This window comes from Chlamydia psittaci 6BC (assembly GCF_000204255.1).
GTDB lineage: Bacteria > Chlamydiota > Chlamydiia > Chlamydiales > Chlamydiaceae > Chlamydia > Chlamydia psittaci.
In genome coordinates this window covers 1,012,815-1,033,014 of the sequence record NC_017287.1, presented here as the reverse complement: position 1 = coordinate 1,033,014, position 20,200 = coordinate 1,012,815, and the positions used below count along the sequence as shown (strand labels likewise).

Sequence of the window (20,200 nt, the reverse complement as noted above, 5' to 3'; positions counted from 1 at the left end):
AGCGTTACGCTTTAAAGTGTAACGCTAACTGAACCATTCAAATGCACACGTACAGCAATATTTTCTGAGAAAATATCTAGACCTCCACAAGAAATTGTCGTTTCTGAGAAATCCAAAACAGTCGTTTGATCAAGCAATTGTTTTTTCAACATATCCTTCTGAACACGCAAGCTTTTCACGACTAAAGATAGCGCTGTCGAGTAAACCTGACGCAAGCGGCTTTCAGGGCTTGATGTTGCTGTTCCATGGTTTGCTTGTAGTAAACCGGTAATTAGATTTGGGAGACCGCGTATTTCTAGAGGAATGTGTTCCCCTTGTACTGTGTAAAAGCTATTGATCAAGGTTTCTGACTCATCAATAGGAAGATTTTTATAACTCCAGGTAAGAGCGCTAGTTTCTGCAGGAGAAAGTTCCATAAGTGTGGCTAAACGCACTAAAGTCATATCACTACGAGAAGACCCTTCAAAGCCTAAACGATTCGCCCTGTAAGTGAAATAACGAGAAAAAGCTTCTTCTACAGTTGCATGCTGCTGCAACATAGATAATAAAGGAGCAAAGTTATAGTAAAATTCTTGAGAGCAATTGTGCTCACCACAGATATCCAGAGAATATAGATATAAATCTAAAATTACCAACGGACGTTTTATCCTACCTACAGATAAAAGCTGAGGATTAGGGGCAGTTGTCAGGTTAAACAGAGAGTCGTAATCAGCTAAGCGACGTAATGCAACAAGAACTTCTTTTTGTTCTGGAGATAGACGTGAATACGAAGGACAGAGTTCTGGAAATGCTTGTAATACATGTAAAGCTTTTGCATAAAAAGCATCAACTCGGGTCTCTGAAAAGTAAGGTTTAAAGTTTGCTACAGCCTTTGCAGAACAACCCAGATGTTTTAAAACAATGGCTGTCTCCAAAATTTTTAGAGTATTATCAAAATGCTTCGGAGAATTTAAGAAATAAATCAGTTGCCTATGAGCAGTTTGGAATTGCTTAAAGGTAATACTATTTTCTGCAGGTTGTAATTGACAAAGCTGAGCATAGGATTGACGTGAACCCTGGATTAACAGGTGTAGGTAAATCAAACTACGTATAGCAATATCAAAAGCTGAGATCTTCTTATCAAATAAAGATAAGGAATAGGTCGTTTTCGATGTTGTCGCTATGTTTGCCGCAGCCGAGGGCTCTGTCAGCCAAAGTAATTCTGGGTATTGGCGCAGCTTGTGTTCAATCCATGAATCGGATCCTATTTTTCCTTTACCAGAAGATAAGTTTGTTTGGAGCGTCATCGATGAAGCCGGAGCTCCAACAGACATGTAAGGAAAACTTAAAAGACAAGCTACTAAACAGGCGCAGCTTCGAATTATAAGGATTTTTAACATAAGATCCCCTGGCGTCTAATTGTTTTGTTAATTTCCCTTAATAAAGGGCACTAACTAAATGCCACATGTTGATAACAAAATGGCCAATAACAAATCAACCCGAGAAACTCAAGAATCAATTCCCTGAAGGAGCAGAGAATACAGGTTCTTATGATGTTAAAGATCTTAATATTAAAAAATAAATAACTAAAAGCCGCCTATTTTAATGTATTTATGATATAATGTTATAAATTTTAATTTAAAAATTAACTAAAGCAATGAAAAAATACATCTATAAGTACAGTTTTGGCGGTTTGATATTGCTCTTGAGTTTGAGTAGTTGCTGCTTGAACCCTTATGGATCTAAGCAGCGCGTAAAAAACTCGAGGGACATAAATAACGAATCTGTTATACTCATGAGAAGTGAAAAGAAGCCTTCCCGTCGTTCGCGAAGATTATTTGCTCGACGTAGTCAATCTAAGAAGGATACGCAGAAAGTGCAAGCTAACTTTAAGAAATACGAAGATCAGTTATCGGATCAAGACAAAAGAGATATCTCTTTCGTTGTTTCTGCTGCTGCTGAAAAATCTTCTATATCGTTAGCTATGTCTCAGAGTGAGATTAAGAGCGCTTTAAACCGCATCAGAGAACTTCACCCTCTAGCTTTAATGAAGCTTCTAGCTGAAAACCCTTCATTAATTGAAGGTATGAAGAAAATGCAAGGTCGCGATTGGATTTGGAATATGTTTATGTCCGAATTAAGTGACGTATTTTCTCAAGCTGCTTCTCAGGGTGTTATTACTGAAGAAGATATCTCTGCTTTTGCCTCCACCTTAGGATTAGATTCCGGGACCGTTGCCTCAATAGTGCAAGGGGAAAGGTGGCCTGAGCTTGTAGATATTGTGATATCTCAACCTTCTTAAGCTCTCTACAACGAAGCTTCCTTTCCCCTAAGCCAGGAGAGGAAGCTACAAGCTAATTTGCTGTGATCTTCCGTTAAAAGAACACTATTAGCAATAAAGAGAGAGACAAATGTTACATTTCCTAGAACAATTAAATAATTTCTGCATTTCCTTTTGTGTGTTCCCCACGATTCTATTTCTTGGTGGATTATTAACATGGAAATTACGGGGCTTGCAATTTACTGGGTTAAAGCTTGGCTTTAATCTAATGTTGAAAAATAAACAGGAAAATCTGTCTACTGAAAATGGTACAGTGTCTCGTTACGAAGCTGTAGCTGGTATTCTTGCTGGGAATTTTGGTACTGGAAATATCGCCGGCATGGCTGTTGCTATTGCTTGTGGAGGGCCTGGAGCTTTAGTCTGGATCTGGGTAGCCGCTCTTTTAGGTGCCATTGTTCAATACTCAGGGTCCTTTTTAGGCGTCAAATATCGTAAATTGTGTAGACAATCCGGCAAGTTTATCGGTGGACCCACGGGATGCCTCGCCTATGGCTTGGGAAGTAAATTCCTCGCCGGTCTTTTTTGTATATTCACAATTATTACAGCATTCTCTGCAGGAAATTTTGCACAAATTAATTGCATAGTCCCTCTTTGTGTTGAGAGTGTGCCTTTGAAGTTTCTTTTAGGAGTTTTTCTTGCATTAACAATTGTCCCCGTACTCATAGGGGGAAATAGCCGTATTTTAAGATTCTCAGCCCGAGTGATTCCTTTTATAGCAGGTTTTTACGCCATTTCTTGTCTGATTATTCTTATACAGCATAGTTCGATGATCATTCCCGCGCTAAAACTTATCGTTTCGTCTTCTTTAGGAATAAAAGCAACAGTTGCAGGCTTGGGAGGCTATACAATCACGCAAGTTATCTCAACTGGAATGAGTCGTGCGATTATGGCTACGGATTGTGGTAGTGGTATGGTGTCTATTCTACAATCCGATTCTCAGAGTAAGAATCCAGTGGTTGATGGTCTGGTTACGCTTTTACCCCCCGTCATCGTTATGATAGTTTGCTCTATCACTACACTTGTTCTTATTGTTTCTGGTGCGTATATCTCGGGACAAGAGGGGACGCTGATGGTGTTAAACGCCTTTAAATCAAGCTTAGGTTCTATTGGAGGGCTTGTTGTCATTCTCGCCATGGCCTTGTTTGGTTATACGACGGTCCTGACTTGGTTTGCTTGCGCAGAAAAAAGTTTAGAATATATGATCCCGGGAAAACGAGCCAATTCCTGGTTAAAGATCCTGTTTGTCGCGGTTATACCTTTCGGAGGCATAGTAGATATGCGATTGATCTGGAGCCTTTCTGACACAGGGTTTGCGGGTATGGTGATTCTAAATTCTATAGCTTTGGTAGCTTTGTTTAAGGATGTGTTGTCCACACATCGAGAAGTTGCCTTACTTAGACTGGAGGAAGATGCTCAACCCACTGTTTTGCAAAATCTAGATATCTAACTGGAGACGAATTATGCAATTACTCTCACCGGCATTTGATTATGGGAAAGCAATTCCAAAAAAATATACATGTCAAGGCGCTGGGATCTCACCACCCCTAATATTTAAAGATGTTCCTAAAGAAGCAAAAAGTATTGCGTTGATTATGGAAGATCCCGATGTGCCCAAAAATTTACGAGAAGATGGTCTATGGATTCATTGGATAGTATATAACCTCTCTCCAATGATAACCGAACTAGCAGAAGGCGCAAATATTTACGCTGTTCAAGGATTGAATACTTCAGGAAAAGCTTGCTATGAAGGACCCTGCCCACCAGATAGACAGCATCGGTATTATCTCTCCAGCTATGCTCTAGATACCATTTTACCTGCAGAGGAAAATGTGACCAAAGATCAGCTTCTTGAAGTCATGGAAGGTCATATTATAGATACCGCGGAGCTCATGGGAACATACGACAAGAGTTAACCACCTACTCTTCTTCGGGAATAAACTCTTCACGTTTTTTCCTATGCTTCCAATATAGCGGGCCATAGTGGTAACATAACTCTTCGCCCGCTTCAATTGCTTGAATCGTTCTAATAATCACATGAAATAGTCCATCCTGGAATACCCCAATGGCCTCTACGTTAGGCTTGTCACTATGATTAATAAAACGAGTGAAATTTCCTTGATGTCCACTATCGATAGTAAAATAACGCCATAGCCATAAGGATAAGGGATAACGAAAACAGTAGTCGTTCTCATCCAACCAAATAGCCTGACGGCGACGTAATATCCCTGTATACTCTCCAATATATGTCCACGCAGGGATCCTCTCTCGAGCAAAGACTCCGTAACCAATATAGGAATTGATCCAACAAATGGCTATAGGAGGCATAGGAGGCATGGTTAAGTCTTGCTTGTGAAGCTGTCCTAGCCATTTTGCTAAGGGAGATATACACTGTTTTTTCTTAGCCTTGTGACAGAGCTTACGGACTTGTTCTTCTACTTTCCAATCTGCAAAAGTAAGAAAGGGAAGAAATTTGAAATTCAGTAACTGCGAAGCTCTATCCATACTATAGCAAGTGCTCTTTTCCCAGTTATGATCTAGAGAAATGTATAGAGTCTGGTGTGAAGTATGTTCTAATTTCATGCGGTTATTAAAGAGCTAAAGTAAATAGGATCAGTCACTTCATGACTTTCTACAACGACAGGAGCAATAGAAGTAATATTTTCTATAGCAGAAGATACCGTAGATAGCGCGAGTTCAGGTGTATTAGATTCACTAGAGAGGTGAGCAAGGTAGATTTTTTTTATTTTGGGAGTGAGAACTTTTTGTAATAATTCCGCACACTCATGATTTGATAGATGGCCAAGCTTACTAAGAACACGTTTTTTATAAATGTCGGGGCGAGAAGATTGTCGGACAAGTTCAGGATCATGGTTGGCTTCTATAAGTAGATAATCACAGTCGTAAAGTTCATGAATAATCCATGAAGTTCCCCAACCTAAGTCTGTACAAAAACCTAATTTCTCATCACGGTAATGAAAGATAAATCCTACAGGATCTACAGCATCATGAGGAACATTAAATGTTTGGATTTTTAAATCATGGAAAGAAAATGTTGTCCCTGTAGAAAAAATCTTAAACGTCGGATGAACATCTAATAATTGACAAAGGTTACGTGCCGTTTCAAGATTGCAAATAACCGGAGTGTTATAAGTCTTTATAAAACTTTTAATTCCAGAAATATGATCAGAATGCTCGTGAGATACAAAAATAGCCTGAATATCTTCAGGATGCACGTTCATCGATAGGAGTTCACGTGTCACAAGTTGCTTGCTAATACCTAAATCTATCAGAATTTTAGAGGATTCCGTTCCTAAATAGGCACAGTTCCCCTTCGAACCTGAGGCTAAAGGGAAAAAACCTTCCATAAACTCATCCTTCTTGAGGAGGTATTTGTATTAAGATTTGACGAGGTTTGGCACCTTCAGAAGGACCTATAATTCGCGCGTCTTCAAGCTGGTCTATTAAACTTGCCGCTCTAGCATAACCAATTTTAAGTTTTCTTTGTAAGAAAGTCGTAGAGGCATTGCCTGTTTGAAGAATTAATGTTTTTGCTTGATTATATAAAGGATCTCTATCTGTTACATCATCCCCACCGCAGTCTTCATAAGTATCAAATGAAGGAATAACGTATTTTGTAGGGAAACGAGAACACAGATCTTTAATCACCTTGTTGATATCTTCATCACAAATGTAAGCTCCTTGAGCACGCACAGCTCCAAAAGAAGAAGGAGAAACGACTAACATATCCCCATTCCCCATCAGGTTTTCAGCACCTGGTTCATCTATGATGATTTGACTATTTACCTTGTTAGCAACTTTAAATGCTATGCGTGAAGGGAAGTTCGCTTTAATTAACCCAGTAATAACATCGCGAGAAGGCCTTTGTGTAGCGAGGATTAAATGAATCCCAACGGCTCTTGCCATCTGGGCTAAGCGAATAATAGGTGTTTCTATATCTTGAGAAGAAGAAAGTAAAAGATCAGATAGCTCGTCTATGATCCCTACAAGGAAAGGCATTTTTTCTGGTATTTCTTTATCAAAAGAAGACTCTATCTCGATATTGCGTTGACGAGAATTAAAAGCTTGAATGTTACGAAGGCCTAAGAATCTTAAAATTTCGTAACGAAGTTCCATTTCTTTAACAAGCCAAACTAAAGCACTATGCGCATCTCGTGATTCTGTAATTACAGGAGTTAACATATGAGGAAGCTGTGAATACCCAGTAAGCTCTACTTTTTTGGGATCAACAATCACAAGTTTGATATCGGAAGGTAGTGTTGTCATGATAAGAGACATGACGATTGTATTGATACAAACAGATTTCCCAGACCCGGTGGTTCCTGCAATAATCAAGTGGGGCATTGTGGCCAAGTCTGCCCAGAAATTATCACCATTAGCTTTTTTCCCAAGTAAAAGAGGAACCTGTAATTTATGATTTTGTTTTTGGTAATCTTCCAATAAATCACGGAAGTTTACTGGCTGAGGATAGGGATTAGGAATTTCAATACCAACAGCAGCCTTCCCAGGAATCGGAGCAATAATACGAATACTCGAGGCTTGTAAGTTCAACGCAATGTCATTTTCTAATGCCTTAATTTTTTGAACTTTTACACCGGTATGAGGTTGTACTTCAAATGCAGCTAATGTAGGTCCAAAACAAATATTGCCAATATCAGCTTCTATTCCAAAACTTTCTAAAGTTTGCTGTAAGATCACACCCTTTTTTTGTAATTCTTCACGCAAGGATTCAGGTTTAGAATTATCACTCTTACTTAATAGATGATACTGAGGTAACTCAGAATTGCCCTCGCCAAATGTAGATAGGTTTAAAGGAAGTTTTTCTACTTTATTAACCGATGGAGATCGGGTTTGAGGTAGTACATTAATCTTTGAATTTTTCTGCACCGTATTTTGTGGTTTGAGGAACGGAGATACAATGCGTTTTTCAGGATGTGGAGCTAAAAAAAGAGTCGCTTTTTCTGAAGCTTGAGACGGTATTTGTACATCATCTAATAAATCCCGTTTCTCTATAGGTAAGGAGACAATGGGAGTTGGTGGTTTCTTTGCACTGTTTCTCACTATAGGAGAAGAGGGAACTTTAATCGATGGCTTAGGAAGATAATTTTGTTTGTTAGTTAGTCTTTTTAAAATGCTTTTGCAAATGTTCCAGCAGGCTTGAAATTTGTTTTTGAGAAATTTTTGCAGGATTTTTTTTTTAATTAAAACTATCCCACCACAAAGATAAAAAATAGAAAAACACAGTATGAATGAAAAGATTAGGCACGTCCCGACAGAACCTATCAAATGTTTTAAGCAGAAGGATTGCCCCGTATACAGAATGTAAAAAGGAATACCTCCTAAATAGGAAACAGGAGGATTGATTCCTAAAACGAACTTAGGAAGACGTGTATCTAAAACATGCGGCAATGTCTGAATAGGAGACAACATGGATAACAAAACAGAAGAACATACAGGAAGCGCAGCAAATGCTAATGCTTTACGATGTAAGATTTTAGACGGTGTTTTTCTCATGTTCAGGAAAGACAACCATAAAAAATATGGAGGGATAAGAAAAGATGCAGCTCCAAAGCAGTACAAAAGAAAAGAACTTAAAGACCAGCCCAACAATCCTATCCAGTTTTGTGTACAAGGCTGGGTATTATGAAAACTCCATAGACTCAGACCTGAAAAACAAGCCAAAAATAGATAAGCGCTCGCCCTAACCGCAAAAGGTATCGAAGGGAATAGGACTGATTTAGATTTCTGACGCTCTCTTACCATGATAGACACAAGGTGTTTAGTAGAGTGAGAATTTATTCTAATACTTGGTTATATCAAGAATGGCAAAAGAAACAAAGAAGATAAAGAAGGGCGAACGACGGGGTTTGAACCCGCGACCTTCGGAACCACAATCCGACGCTCTAACCAACTGAGCTACGTTCGCCATAAGCTATGAAAGCTAAAGAGAAATATTATCTCGACGATAATATTTATCCAAGACAAAAAGCCTGTGAATGCAAACATAATGCAATCGTTAAAGTTCATTGTACTCATTGATACGGTTTTTCTCATAAGTTTCCTAGTCGCATAGGCCAAAGAAACTTCCCTAATATTAGAAATAACAGCACTTCGTCTTTTTAGCCGTTCGCGAACACCTCATGCACATTTCTCAAATTTAAATTTCACTCTAAACATCGCAATACTTCCATTAAGGAAGGAGATTCCAACTGTTTTACCCAATATTTAGAAGAGAAGGTTGCTCAGGTACGTCTAAGAAACCAGCGCGTTTAATTAAGGGATGAAGATGTAAAGATCTACCATACTCGAATCAAAAAAAAATTATAATAAAATACGTTCAAACAGGATTCAGGATTGTATTAGTGGTAAATAGAATTTCAATAGGCTTGTGTAAGCACAGCAACAGGTAGCATTCGAACATAAAAAATGAAAAAAACGAAATGTATTTTTCTGGCTCTGAGCATGTTGTGGAGCCTAAAATTCAATTAAGAAAAATCGCGGTGAGAAAAAAAGAACACCAAAATATGTTGCATAAATAAATGCCGTTTATATAAGATATTGATTTCTTCTTCACCGCGATAAGCGAAAGAGGAAAGAGTTCACACTTCGATGTGGGCGTGCAAAATGAGAGATCGACATCGTCGAACTTCTCTTCTTAACAATGCAAATGAGATAGAATGCAAGCCAGTAAAAAAATGCTTGTTCGGATTTTAAAAATCCGTTAATTTTTAAATTTATTTTTTCTGAGAATTTGATCTTGGTTCAGATTGAACGCTGGCGGCGTGGATGAGGCATGCAAGTCGAACGGAATAATGACTTCGGTTGTTATTTAGTGGCGGAAGGGTTAGTAATACATAGATAATCTGTCCTCAACTTGGGAATAACGGTTGGAAACGACCGCTAATACCGAATGTGGTATGTTTAGGCATCTAAAACATATTAAAGAAGGGGATCTTCGGACCTTTCGGTTGAGGGAGAGTCTATGGGATATCAGCTTGTTGGTGGGGTAATGGCCTACCAAGGCTTTGACGTCTAGGCGGATTGAGAGATTGACCGCCAACACTGGGACTGAGACACTGCCCAGACTTCTACGGAAGGCTGCAGTCGAGAATCTTTCGCAATGGACGAAAGTCTGACGAAGCGACGCCGCGTGTGTGATGAAGGCTCTAGGGTTGTAAAGCACTTTCGCTTGGGAATAAGAGAGATTGGCTAATATCCAATCGATTTGAGCGTACCAGGTAAAGAAGCACCGGCTAACTCCGTGCCAGCAGCTGCGGTAATACGGAGGGTGCTAGCGTTAATCGGATTTATTGGGCGTAAAGGGCGTGTAGGCGGAAAGGAAAGTTAGATGTTAAATCTTGGGGCTCAACCCCAAGCCAGCATCTAATACTATCTTTCTAGAGGGTAGATGGAGAAAAGGGAATTCCACGTGTAGCGGTGAAATGCGTAGATATGTGGAAGAACACCAGTGGCGAAGGCGCTTTTCTAATTTACACCTGACGCTAAGGCGCGAAAGCAAGGGGAGCAAACAGGATTAGATACCCTGGTAGTCCTTGCCGTAAACGATGCATACTTGATGTGGATAGTCTCAACCCTATCCGTGTCGTAGCTAACGCGTTAAGTATGCCGCCTGAGGAGTACACTCGCAAGGGTGAAACTCAAAAGAATTGACGGGGGCCCGCACAAGCAGTGGAGCATGTGGTTTAATTCGATGCAACGCGAAGAACCTTACCTGGGCTTGACATGTATTTGACCGCGGCAGAAATGTCGTTTTCCGCAAGGACAGATACACAGGTGCTGCATGGCTGTCGTCAGCTCGTGCCGTGAGGTGTTGGGTTAAGTCCCGCAACGAGCGCAACCCTTATCGTTAGTTGCCAACACTTAGGGTGGGAACTCTAACGAGACTGCCTGGGTTAACCAGGAGGAAGGCGAGGATGACGTCAAGTCAGCATGGCCCTTATGCCCAGGGCTACACACGTGCTACAATGGCCAGTACAGAAGGTAGCAATATCGTGAGATGGAGCAAATCCTCAAAGCTGGCCCCAGTTCGGATTGTAGTCTGCAACTCGACTACATGAAGTCGGAATTGCTAGTAATGGCGTGTCAGCTATAACGCCGTGAATACGTTCCCGGGCCTTGTACACACCGCCCGTCACATCATGGGAGTTGGTTTTGCCTTAAGTCGTTGACTCAACCTGCAAAGGAGAGAGGCGCCCAAGGTGAGGCTGATGACTGGGATGAAGTCGTAACAAGGTAGCCCTACCGGAAGGTGGGGCTGGATCACCTCCTTTTAAGGATAAGGATAACTGTCTTAGGACGGTTTGACTAGGTTGGGCAAGCGTTTTTTTAATCTTGTATTCTATTTCTTTTGCATTGTTAAGCGTTGTTTCCAAAACATTTAGTTTACGATCAAGTATGTTATGTAAATAATATGGTAACAAGTAAATTCACATATAATAATAGACGTTTAAGAATATATGTCTTTAGGTGATGTTAACTTGCATGGATCAATAATTTACAGACCAAGTTATTAAGAGCTATTGGTGGATGCCTTGGCATTGACAGGCGATGAAGGATGCGTTTACCTGCAGTAATCTTCGGCGAGCTGGTATAAAGCTATGACCCGGAGGTCTCCGAATGGGGCAACCCGGTAGATTAATCATCTACCATTATACGTTGAATACATAGGCGTATAAGGCGACACCTGCTGAACTGAAACATCTTAGTAAGCAGAGGAAAATAAATCAAAGAGATTCCCTAAGTAGCGGCGAGCGAAAGGGGAGAAGACCAAACCACATTTTTAATGTGGGGTTGTAGGGTCGATAACATGGGATCTTAAGTTTTAGTTGAATACTTCTGGAAAGTAGAACGATACAGGGTGATAGTCCCGTAGACGAAAAAACAAGAGACTCTATTCGATACCTGAGTAGGGCTAGACACGTGAAACCTAGTCTGAATCTGGGGAGACCACTCTCCAAGTCTAAATACTAGTCAATGACCTATAGTGAACCAGTACTGTGAAGGAAAGGTGAAAAGAACCCTTGTTAAGGGAGTGAAATAGAACCTGAAACCAGTAGCTTATAAGCGGTCGAAGACCTATAACTTCTTAGGAAGTCATGGTTGACGGCGTGCCTTTTGCATGATGAGCCAGGGAGTTAAGTTAAACGGCGAGGTTAAGGGATTTACATTCCGGAGCCGAAGCGAAAGCGAGTTTTAAAAGAGCGTTTAGTCGTTTGATTTAGACACGAAACCAAGTGAGCTATTTATGACCAGGTTGAAGCATGGGTAAGACCTTGTGGAGGACCGAACCAGTACATGTTGAAAAATGTTTGGATGAGTTGTGAATAGGGGTGAAAGGCCAATCAAACTTGGAGATATCTTGTTCTCTCCGAAATAACTTTAGGGTTAGCCTCGGATATTAAGCTTTTGGGGGTAGAGCACTGAATTCTAGCGGGGGCCTACCGGCTTACCAACGGAAATCAAACTCCGAATACCAAAAGCGAGTCCGGGAGATAGACAGCGGGGGCTAAGCTTCGTTGTCGAGAGGGGAACAGCCCAGACCGCCGATTAAGGTCCCAAATTTTATGCTAAGTGAGTAAGGAAGTGATGATTCTAAGACAGTTGGAATGTTGGCTTAGAGGCAGCAATCATTTAAAGAGTGCGTAACAGCTCACCAATCGAGAATCATTGCGCCAATAATAATCGGGGCTCAAGCATAAAACCGAAATCGCGGGTGTATATTTATATATACGCGGTAGGAGAGCGTAGTATTCAGCAGTGAAGGTATACCGTAAGGAGTGCTGGAGCGGATACTAGTGAAGATCCATGGCATAAGTAACGATAAAGGAAGTGAAAATCTTCCTCGCCGTAAGCACAAGGTTTCCAGGGTCAAGCTCGTCTTCCCTGGGTTAGTCGGCCCCTAAGTCGAGGCACAAATGCGTAGACGATGGAGCAACAGGTTAAATATTCCTGTACCACCTAAAACTTTAGCAATGGAATGACGGAGTACGTTAAGCACGCGGACGATTGGAAATGTCCGTATCACAATGAGACCGGTTAGTAGGCAAATCCGCTAACATAAGGTTAGGTTGTGGTTAAGGGAAATCTTCGGAGGAACTGATAGTGTGGCGCAAGGCTTTCAAGAAATAATTTCTAGCTGTTGATGGTGACCGTACCTAAACCGACACAGGTGTGCGAGATGAGTATTCTAAGGCGCGCGAGATAACTTTCGTTAAGGAACTCGGCAAATTATCCCCGTAACTTCGGAAGAAGGGGAGCCTCTTAGGGTGATTGCCTTTACGGCATGAGCTCCGGGGGGCCGCAGAGAAATGGCCCAGGCGACTGTTTAACAAAAACACAGCACTATGCAAACCTCTAAGGGGAAGTATATGGTGTGACGCCTGCCCAATGCCAAAAGGTTAAAGGGATATGTCAGCCGCAAGGCAAAGCATTGAACCCAAGCCCTGGTGAATGGCCGCCGTAACTATAACGGTGCTAAGGTAGCGAAATTCCTTGTCGGGTAAGTTCCGACCTGCACGAATGGTGTAACGATCTGGGCACTGTCTCAACGAAAGACTCGGTGAAATTGTAGTAGCAGTGAAGATGCTGTTTACCCGCAAAAGGACGAAAAGACCCCGTGAACCTTTACTGTACTTTGGTATTGATTCTTGATTTGTTATGTGTAGCATAGCCAGGAGACTGAGAACACTCTTCGTCAGGAGAGTGGGAGTCATCGTTGAAATACTGGTCTTAACAAGTTGGGAATCTAACATAATTCCATGAATCTGGAATATGGACATTGCCAGACGGGCAGTTTTACTGGGGCGGTATCCTCCTAAAAAGTAACGGAGGAGCCCAAAGCTTATTTCATCGTGGTTGGCAATCACGAGTAGAGCGTAAAGGTATAAAATAGGTTGACTGCAAGACCTACAAGTCAAGCAGAGACGAAAGTCGGGCTTAGTGATCCGGCGGTGGAAAGTGGAATCGCCGTCGCTTAACGGATAAAAGGTACTCCGGGGATAACAGGCTGATCGCCACCAAGAGTTCATATCGACGTGGCGGTTTGGCACCTCGATGTCGGCTCATCGCATCCTGGGGCTGGAGAAGGTCCCAAGGGTTTGGCTGTTCGCCAATTAAAGCGGTACGCGAGCTGGGTTCAAAACGTCGTGAGACAGTTTGGTCTCTATCCTTTGTGGGCGCAGGATACTTGAAAGGAGCTGTTCCTAGTACGAGAGGACCGGAATGGACGAACCAATGGTGTGTCGGTTGTTTTGCCAAAAGCATAGCCGAGTAGCTACGTTCGGAAAGGATAAGCATTGAAAGCATCTAAATGCCAAGCCTCCCTTAAGATAAGGTATCCCTATGAGACTCCATATAGACTATGTGGTTGATAGGTTGGGTGTGTACGCACAGTAATGTGTTTAGCTAACCAATACTAATAAGTCCATTGACTTGGTTTTTATCATATAAAAAGCTCAATAGGCTTTTTTGTTGAAATAAATCGATCAATGTAAGTTGATACTAAAGACTCTCTTAAGCGTCTATTAGTATACGTGAATGTTACGTTACAAGAATTTGCTTGGTGATAATGGAAAAAGGGACACACCTGATACCATTCCGAACTCAGAAGTTAAGCCTTTTATCGCCGATGGTACTATACACAAGAGTATGGGAGAGTAGGTCGTCGCCAAGCTTTCAGTTATTTTTTGACTCGTAAACTGAGTTTTTATAAGGAGAATAGAAATATTCTCCTTTTTTTTTATTTAAATGCTTTGATTGAAAAATAATGTTTCCTTGTCTGACTGATTTCTGGTGAAATAATCAATTTCACTTTTCTGAGGTTATTGAATAACATGTGTGTCAAAAGTGTATAAATACAAACGCTCTTCCAAGAAGATCTAATCTATTTAGGTAAATGTATTGAGATACCCCGTTACAGGGTATTTTTAGTTTCTCGTAAGGAACTAGTTCCTAAAGATTATTATTCTTTCTTTTATTTAACGGACCTCAAATAAATTATATTCTCTACTTTGTTTTAGAGATGTTTGTAAGATTTTGTTTATTTTTATTTGACTAATTGTTTGTTGGATTTCAAAGGTTTCCCCGCCTTAATGAACTAAACGTCTGAAAACATGCTATTAATATCGTGTTTACCCCTATACATTCTGTTTATTCTGGTTATTTTGCACCAAGATCTGGTTATTCTGAAGAAAATCAAGAATCGAATGAGTCTCAAACATGTATCTTGGGAATCTCACAACATACTATAGGTACCCCCCCCCCCCCCGCAACGAATACCTTACCTCTTGTGGGATCTTTAGAAGGCAGTCCTTCAGTATCAGAAGGTACTCAAGAAGATAGTGTTTACTTATTTATTCATGGGAACAATAACGAACGATCCAGAAATAGGCATCCTGTTCCTATTTTTCAAACGATATGTGAAAGTGGTGAATCCACGCCAGTCTCCACACCTTTAGTTGGAGTGGGGTATACCAACGGCAGCCAGTCAGGATACTATAGAGCCCAAAATGAAACTATACATCTTAGCCAGTTGTTGGGTGGAAGAGAGGTTATAGGTATCTATAATAGAGAAGGGATCGGATCTTCATTTTTCTTTAGAAGATCTCAACAAGGAATGACTCCTATTTGTGAAGCTATTCTAGACGTTTGGGATGGCTTTTTTGCTTCTCATCCTCCAGGGAGCACTTTTATTCATTATTTTTTTGGAAATAGTGCTAGATATGTTCAAGAGGCAATTCGAAATACAAGACATGCGGACAATATTGTTTTAGTTGGCATTTGTCCTTCAGACTACGTAGAACATACTAGATCTTTTTATTATCGTGTTTGGGGAGATGTATTTTCGTGCTTAGACTACAGAGGATTTCTACGATCTAGAGTCGTAACACTGCCTTATTCTTCAGGAAGTTTAGGAATTACTTGGATCCATTTTACTGATCCTGCCTTTAATAATGCTATTGTGGCTACATTTATGCAAATAGCAGGAGTGAGTGCTGTTTCTCAAAACTTAGTAGAAGGGAATATAGTTGAGATTACAGAAACATCACCGTTAGGTGATTCAAATCCAAGTGATCAAGAGAGAAATATTGGAATAGTTGGACATAATATCCAAGGGGTGACTGTATCACGTACTGCAAGCCCTAATGTATTCTCTAGAATACAAACTCTACTTGGTATGGCTGAAACCGTTATCCAAGTTGAAGAGAGTGTGTTGCCTCCAGAAAGTTGTTTAGATCGACTTGGAGAAGCTGTTATTAATATCCTTAGAATTTCAGATGCAGTATCTATTTTTTGGATTTTTCCTCTTATTGATACAAATGTAAACGCCTCTTTATTAGCCTTCAGTATAGTGTTTTTTGGTATTGATGGAGTGTGTAGCTGCTTTTTAATGCTAACTAGCCCTCGCTCTAGAAGAGAAAGATATCGTAATGTGCGTATTTTACTTCTGTGCTACCACACTTTTTCTCCTGCTGTGAACCTATTTGATTTGCTAAATAATATCCGTATGGCATCGCGCACTACGATTACAGAGTGCACAGCAGCTTTATATGGTGTCATTACTCTCTTTGGATGGACATTACTGGGTAGAGATGTGTTAGAGTATGCTCTTCCTGAACTTCGAGATGCATTATGCAGACGATGCTTAAGATGGTTTGGAAGTATTACGGAAGATCATCGGCACTTATCTAGTAGAGTAACAAGGATAGGGCGTGAGAATATTAATAGTTACTATAGGATGACTAGTGTTGTAAATACAGCAGTATTTGGTGTTTTCTTTGCCCTTGTAGGAGGGATGGCCACTTTTGGAGGTTTAGAAATTAGTGAATCTTGTCGGTATAATGCAACAGCCAATACAACGATAGCCATTATTCCAAATGATCAGACGAATTTTTGGGGAGGATTTATTAATGGCCGAGCGTATGCAATTAGCCAAGCTACGCATATGGTGTTTAGCTTTCTCGCTATGATAATATATATTGCATCATTAGTCCGAATGCTGAGAACTCGTGATCGATAAAATCTTGAGAATATCTATAGCGAGAAAACATATACTAAGTAACTAGCTACCAAAATCATCAAGAATTATGGAAGATCTTTCAACTCCATAATTTTCGAGTAATTTCAGGATACTACTGTTGTGTAGTGGTGGACCACATACATAGTATAGATAATCTTCAGGATTGCTAAGTTTGCTGAGTTGACCAAGCTCAAAAGCTTGGAATAAGAAATTCGTTTTCTCAGGATCATCCTTATCCCAACCTGCTGCAATATCTTCAGGAAGAGGCTCCGATAACACTAAATGGTAATGGAAGTTAGGAAAATCCTTATCTAATTTTTCATATTCTTCTTGATAGATATTTTCTTTTAGAGAGCGAGCTCCGTACCACAGAGTGATCTCTCTTGTAGAATGTTTATCCAACAAAAGATCTAAAATATGACTTCTACCAAATGAAGATCCCGCGCCACCTATTAGGAAAATTAACGGGCGGTTGTTTTCTTTCATGAAGGATTCGCCATAAGGACCAGATACAGTAATCTTGTCCCCAGGTTGTAGCGAGAAGATATAGGATGAGCATACTCCCCAGGGGATACCTGGATTAGGCGCATTGTTAATAAAAGGAGGTGTCGCAATACGGACATTGAATTTAATAATCGGCAGTTCTGCAGGATAGGATGCTAGAGAATATGCTTTATTAGCAGAATCTGGCTCTAAAAGGCTGTTATCTATAATCCGGCCAAATAAATTAAAACGTTCCCAATCACTATGATATTCGGGAGCCATAGTTTGCTTCCAAGCGGAAGTATTCGTTTTATATGCAGGAACACGAATTTGTAGATAGCCCCCAGGTTTAAAGGGAATAGGATGTGCAGGATCAATAGAAACAACAAGCTCTTTTATAAAGGTTGCTACGTTATCGTTAGAAACGACCGTACCTTCCCAAGAAGAAGCATGTAAATAACGTTCCTCGATTTCCAAACACATGTCGTGTTGGACTTTGGTTTGGCAGGAAAGACGCCAGCCTTGTTCTAGCTGTTGTTTGGAAAAAGTTGCGCGGTCTGTTTCTAGTGGCTGGTCGGCGTTTTTAACAATTTTTACCTTACATTGTTTACAAGTGGCCTTACCTCCACATGGAGAAGGAATCGGAATACCCGAATCTAACAGAGAAGATAATAAGGTACGGCCGCTATCTACAGTTTTTGTAAGGGAGTCGTCATCATTAATTTTTAGCTTGCAAGGATGAATTTTAACTAGAAATTTACGAGCAATAAGAATGATTCCAGAAAGTATCAAACCTATAACACAAAATACTACACTAGCAATGCTGATAAAATATAGGCCTGAAAGCCAAGTCATGATCCTAAAAATCCTCGACTTCGTGAATAGCTTATGGTGTCAAGTTATAACTTGGCTTATAAAAAATCAATGTAGATTTCTCTAATATCGTATCCAGTAAATGTCTATATCTTAAAGCTTATGCTTTAGTCCCATCTGGCTTCAGAATTTCAGAAATAGCTGCTTTCAGTATCTCGATTTTTCCAGAGGTGATACTCAAAATTACGGTGTGTTCTCGGATTTCATCAATAGTTCCTAAAATCCCCATGGCAGTAACTTTGTCGCCTTTTGCAAGTTCATTTTTGCGTTTTTCCATCGCTTTTCTGCGTTTTTGTTCTGGGCGCCATAAAATGAAGTAAAAGAACAAAATAGCAATGCCAAGCATTACAGCGGGTTGAGCAAAAGTACTTTTTACTTGAGAGCCGTCTTCATCTGCTAAGAGAGAGGATGAGCTCAAAAGAAATAAAAAACACGTGAATAAACGAGATAACATTAAACCACCTTTACTTCGGTTATTTCAAGGAAAGGTTAACACAACAGGAAGCGTGCGTTCAATGCTTTTCCTAGAGGTTGCCTTCTCTTTCTAATAAAATAATATTTTCTAAATGCGGAGAATGAGGAAATTGATCTAAAGGCTGTACTTTCTTTATACGGTAACCTGCAGAAATTAAGCTACAACACTCCTCAAACTGTATTTTTGGGTTACATGAGATATAAATGATTTTTTTAGGAGAGATTCTGATTAAGTATTTCAGTACTTTGTTTTGCATACCACAGCGTGGAGGATCAATGATAGCAACGTCAGGAGCAGGATGATCTTGATGCCGTTTACAGAAAGTTTTTACATCTTCTAGATGTACTTCAATGAGACTTTCTTTTTTATTTATTAAGATATTTTCTTTTGCGGAGTCTACAGCGTCAGGGACAATTTCTACTCCTATAACTTTTTTTACATATTTAGAAAGCATAATCCCTATAGTTCCCGCACCACAATAGAGATCTAAGAGTGTTTCGGATCCTTGTGGATCCATAAACTCTTTGGCAATTTCTATGATTTTTGCTCCCTGGAGAGTTTGTGGTTGAAAGAAGCTTCTCGGCCGCACATGAAATACCGCGGAATTTCCATCTTTAGGTAAGCTTAACTTTTGTTTAATAAATGCTTCTCCGTAAAGTAGGTTAGAGCGGAAGTAGGTAGGAACGCTTTTCGCGCTGACGCGTTCTTCCCATACAATAGAAACAATGGGAAGATCGGAATGTATCAGCATATTTTTCCATTCTTCAATAATCTTTTTATCGACGGCATATTCTTCTCTTGCAGATGTTGTGAGAATGACCATGAGCGTGTGTTCAGGGCTGCCAATGCGTACAGTTAAGGTGCACAGAGAGCCTTTATTGAAGGGAGGATAGTAAGCTGTAATCTCAGGATGATGTTTCCACCATGTGCGTGTGATCTCTAGAATATCCATTGCATGTTCATGAATCATAAGACATTCTGTAATGGGAATGCCTTGTTTCGGTTTTGTAGGCGTAATGAATCCTAGACTTTTCTCACCCTCTTTAGTTTGGAAAAAAGAAAATTCCATTTTATTTCTTCCCCGCAAAAGAGGATGGCATGGAATGATAGGTAGAATATCTGAAGCAGGGAAAATAGGAGCAAAGAGCTCGTGTAAGATACGTTCTTTAGCTTTTAAAGAATCGGAGTAGGCAGAGTGAGGCGAGGAACACCCGCCGCAAATGCCAAAGTGTTTACAATTGGCGACTGTAAGCATGGTCTATTTGTAAGGGCTCTAATTTTAGAATCGAATTTTATGTGAAAAATTCACGTGCCTGCGAGATAGAATTACTCTGCGTCCACTCAGCAGTTAAAAATTACTGCAGAATTTTATCATAACGAAGCGTTTCTAGGGATAATCTTTTGAAATTAAGAGAAAAAGAAAATGAGGGCAAGTTATAAAATATAATTACCCTCTAAAAACCAAGACAAGGAAAAAACTATTTTCTTAGGGAGCGAGATTTAGAGCTTTTTTTAGCTTTTGCTTTAGCTGGAATCTTTTTTGCAGGGGCTTTAGCTTTAGGGGCAGCTTTAGCTTGTACTTTTGGCTTAGCTTTTGCTTTAGGCTTAGATGCTGCTTTTTTAGTGGCAGCAGCCTTTTTCGCTTTTGTCGCAGGCTTGCGAGTCATCAAGCCAGACTTTTCAGCTTTGATTGATTCTTTTCTATATACTTTAGCAACTTTTTCTAGCTTGATAGAGTCCGTACGTACTCGTTGAGCTGCTGCTTTATTTCCTCTTTCGGCCTTGTCTAAGTCACGTTGGATACTTTCCAACAGATCTCTCATTTTTTTTGCCGTATCTTTTAGCGCCATGAAAAGCGTCCTCTAGTTGTTGTTTTAAACTATTTTTACTTGTTTTAATTTGTAATTAGTTTGTTTGTTCAAATTCATGCAACAATTTTTTTAGAGAAAAGAAAAACAGAGAATCACTACTAGTTTTTAATTTTTCATACTTC

The 20,200-nt window shown here is 40.1% G+C and carries 12 protein-coding genes, 1 tRNA gene and 3 rRNA genes; 7 read left to right on the top strand and 9 right to left on the bottom strand.

What is annotated here, in order from left to right; genetic code table 11:
* Nucleotides 1-11: 11 nt before the first annotated feature.
* Complete coding sequence (locus G5O_RS09610; RefSeq protein WP_006343551.1) at nucleotides 12-1,379, bottom strand: hypothetical protein; 1,368 nt, start codon at nucleotides 1,377-1,379, stop codon at nucleotides 12-14.
* 257 nt (nucleotides 1,380-1,636) lie between these two features.
* On the opposite strand from G5O_RS09610, the gene G5O_RS09605 reads away from it, so the two are divergent.
* The 3 genes from G5O_RS09605 (at nucleotide 1,637) to G5O_RS09595 (ending at nucleotide 4,233) form a co-directional block, all read left to right on the top strand.
* Nucleotides 1,637-2,281 carry a DUF8085 domain-containing protein gene (locus G5O_RS09605; RefSeq protein ID WP_013462748.1) on the top strand — a complete coding sequence of 215 codons (645 nt, stop codon included), beginning with the start codon at nucleotides 1,637-1,639 and terminating at the stop codon, nucleotides 2,279-2,281.
* Between the two features lie 109 nt (nucleotides 2,282-2,390).
* The gene (locus G5O_RS09600; protein WP_006343548.1) at nucleotides 2,391-3,767 is read left to right on the top strand and encodes an alanine/glycine:cation symporter family protein; all 1,377 of its coding nucleotides are present in this window, start codon (nucleotides 2,391-2,393) and stop codon (nucleotides 3,765-3,767) included.
* A gap of 13 nt (nucleotides 3,768-3,780) precedes the next feature.
* Complete coding sequence (locus tag G5O_RS09595) at nucleotides 3,781-4,233, top strand: YbhB/YbcL family Raf kinase inhibitor-like protein (RefSeq protein WP_006343547.1); 453 nt, start codon at nucleotides 3,781-3,783, stop codon at nucleotides 4,231-4,233.
* Between the two features lie 4 nt (nucleotides 4,234-4,237).
* Here the strand turns inward: G5O_RS09595 and G5O_RS09590 are convergent, their stop codons facing one another.
* The 4 genes from G5O_RS09590 to G5O_RS09575 form a co-directional block, all read right to left on the bottom strand.
* Nucleotides 4,238-4,900 (bottom strand): SET domain-containing protein, encoded by a 663-nt coding sequence (locus tag G5O_RS09590; RefSeq protein ID WP_013462747.1) that lies wholly within the window; start codon nucleotides 4,898-4,900, stop codon nucleotides 4,238-4,240.
* Complete coding sequence (locus tag G5O_RS09585) at nucleotides 4,897-5,685, bottom strand: MBL fold metallo-hydrolase (protein WP_006343545.1); 789 nt, start codon at nucleotides 5,683-5,685, stop codon at nucleotides 4,897-4,899. The genes G5O_RS09590 and G5O_RS09585 overlap by 4 nt, the downstream gene beginning before the upstream one ends.
* A 4-nt stretch (nucleotides 5,686-5,689) precedes the next feature.
* Nucleotides 5,690-8,101 carry an FtsK/SpoIIIE family DNA translocase gene (locus G5O_RS09580; RefSeq protein WP_014518435.1) on the bottom strand — a complete coding sequence of 804 codons (2,412 nt, stop codon included), beginning with the start codon at nucleotides 8,099-8,101 and terminating at the stop codon, nucleotides 5,690-5,692.
* Nucleotides 8,102-8,190: 89 nt separating this feature from the next.
* Nucleotides 8,191-8,264: transfer RNA gene (locus G5O_RS09575), tRNA-His, on the bottom strand.
* Nucleotides 8,265-9,077: 813 nt separating this feature from the next.
* Here G5O_RS09575 and G5O_RS09570 point away from each other — a divergent pair.
* From G5O_RS09570 to G5O_RS09555, 4 genes are all read left to right on the top strand, one after another.
* Nucleotides 9,078-10,629: ribosomal RNA gene (locus tag G5O_RS09570) — 16S ribosomal RNA — on the top strand.
* A 229-nt stretch (nucleotides 10,630-10,858) separates the two neighbouring features.
* A 23S ribosomal RNA gene (locus G5O_RS09565) occupies nucleotides 10,859-13,797 on the top strand.
* A 118-nt stretch (nucleotides 13,798-13,915) separates the two neighbouring features.
* Nucleotides 13,916-14,030: ribosomal RNA gene (gene rrf / locus G5O_RS09560) — 5S ribosomal RNA — on the top strand.
* The 16S, 23S and 5S rRNA genes sit together here, the layout of an rRNA operon.
* A gap of 453 nt (nucleotides 14,031-14,483) precedes the next feature.
* Nucleotides 14,484-16,376 (top strand): DUF687 domain-containing protein, encoded by a 1,893-nt coding sequence (locus G5O_RS09555; RefSeq protein ID WP_013462745.1) that lies wholly within the window; start codon nucleotides 14,484-14,486, stop codon nucleotides 16,374-16,376.
* A 42-nt stretch (nucleotides 16,377-16,418) separates the two neighbouring features.
* Here the strand turns inward: G5O_RS09555 and nqrF are convergent, their stop codons facing one another.
* The 4 genes from nqrF to hctA form a co-directional block, all read right to left on the bottom strand.
* On the bottom strand, nucleotides 16,419-17,714 hold the full coding sequence (gene nqrF, locus G5O_RS09550; protein ID WP_006343542.1) for an NADH:ubiquinone reductase (Na(+)-transporting) subunit F: 1,296 nt from the start codon (nucleotides 17,712-17,714) through the stop codon (nucleotides 16,419-16,421).
* Nucleotides 17,715-17,832: 118 nt separating this feature from the next.
* Entirely contained in the window at nucleotides 17,833-18,186 is a 354-nt protein-coding gene (gene yajC / locus G5O_RS09545) for a preprotein translocase subunit YajC (RefSeq protein WP_006343541.1), read from the bottom strand.
* Between the two features lie 70 nt (nucleotides 18,187-18,256).
* A complete protein-coding gene (gene rlmD, locus G5O_RS09540) occupies nucleotides 18,257-19,462 on the bottom strand; it encodes a 23S rRNA (uracil(1939)-C(5))-methyltransferase RlmD (RefSeq protein WP_006343540.1) in 1,206 nt (401 codons plus the stop codon).
* A gap of 223 nt (nucleotides 19,463-19,685) precedes the next feature.
* On the bottom strand, nucleotides 19,686-20,057 hold the full coding sequence (gene hctA, locus G5O_RS09535; protein ID WP_006343539.1) for a histone H1-like protein HctA: 372 nt from the start codon (nucleotides 20,055-20,057) through the stop codon (nucleotides 19,686-19,688).
* Nucleotides 20,058-20,200 lie beyond the last annotated feature (143 nt).

What these genes read in the sequence shown, in the direction of transcription:
- G5O_RS09605 (WP_013462748.1), top strand. Translation starts at nt 1,637, where the DNA reads ATGAAAAAATACATCTATAAGTACAGTTTTGGCGGTTTGATATTGCTC.
- G5O_RS09595 (WP_006343547.1), top strand. Translation starts at nt 3,781, where the DNA reads ATGCAATTACTCTCACCGGCATTTGATTATGGGAAAGCAATTCCAAAA.
- rlmD (WP_006343540.1), bottom strand. Translation starts at nt 19,462, where the DNA reads ATGCTTACAGTCGCCAATTGTAAACACTTTGGCATTTGCGGCGGGTGT.
- G5O_RS09590 (WP_013462747.1), bottom strand. Translation starts at nt 4,900, where the DNA reads ATGAAATTAGAACATACTTCACACCAGACTCTATACATTTCTCTAGAT.
- G5O_RS09580 (WP_014518435.1), bottom strand. Translation starts at nt 8,101, where the DNA reads ATGGTAAGAGAGCGTCAGAAATCTAAATCAGTCCTATTCCCTTCGATA.
- G5O_RS09600 (WP_006343548.1), top strand. Translation starts at nt 2,391, where the DNA reads ATGTTACATTTCCTAGAACAATTAAATAATTTCTGCATTTCCTTTTGT.
- G5O_RS09585 (WP_006343545.1), bottom strand. Translation starts at nt 5,685, where the DNA reads ATGGAAGGTTTTTTCCCTTTAGCCTCAGGTTCGAAGGGGAACTGTGCC.
- nqrF (WP_006343542.1), bottom strand. Translation starts at nt 17,714, where the DNA reads ATGACTTGGCTTTCAGGCCTATATTTTATCAGCATTGCTAGTGTAGTA.
- G5O_RS09610 (WP_006343551.1), bottom strand. Translation starts at nt 1,379, where the DNA reads ATGTTAAAAATCCTTATAATTCGAAGCTGCGCCTGTTTAGTAGCTTGT.
- hctA (WP_006343539.1), bottom strand. Translation starts at nt 20,057, where the DNA reads ATGGCGCTAAAAGATACGGCAAAAAAAATGAGAGATCTGTTGGAAAGT.
- yajC (WP_006343541.1), bottom strand. Translation starts at nt 18,186, where the DNA reads ATGTTATCTCGTTTATTCACGTGTTTTTTATTTCTTTTGAGCTCATCC.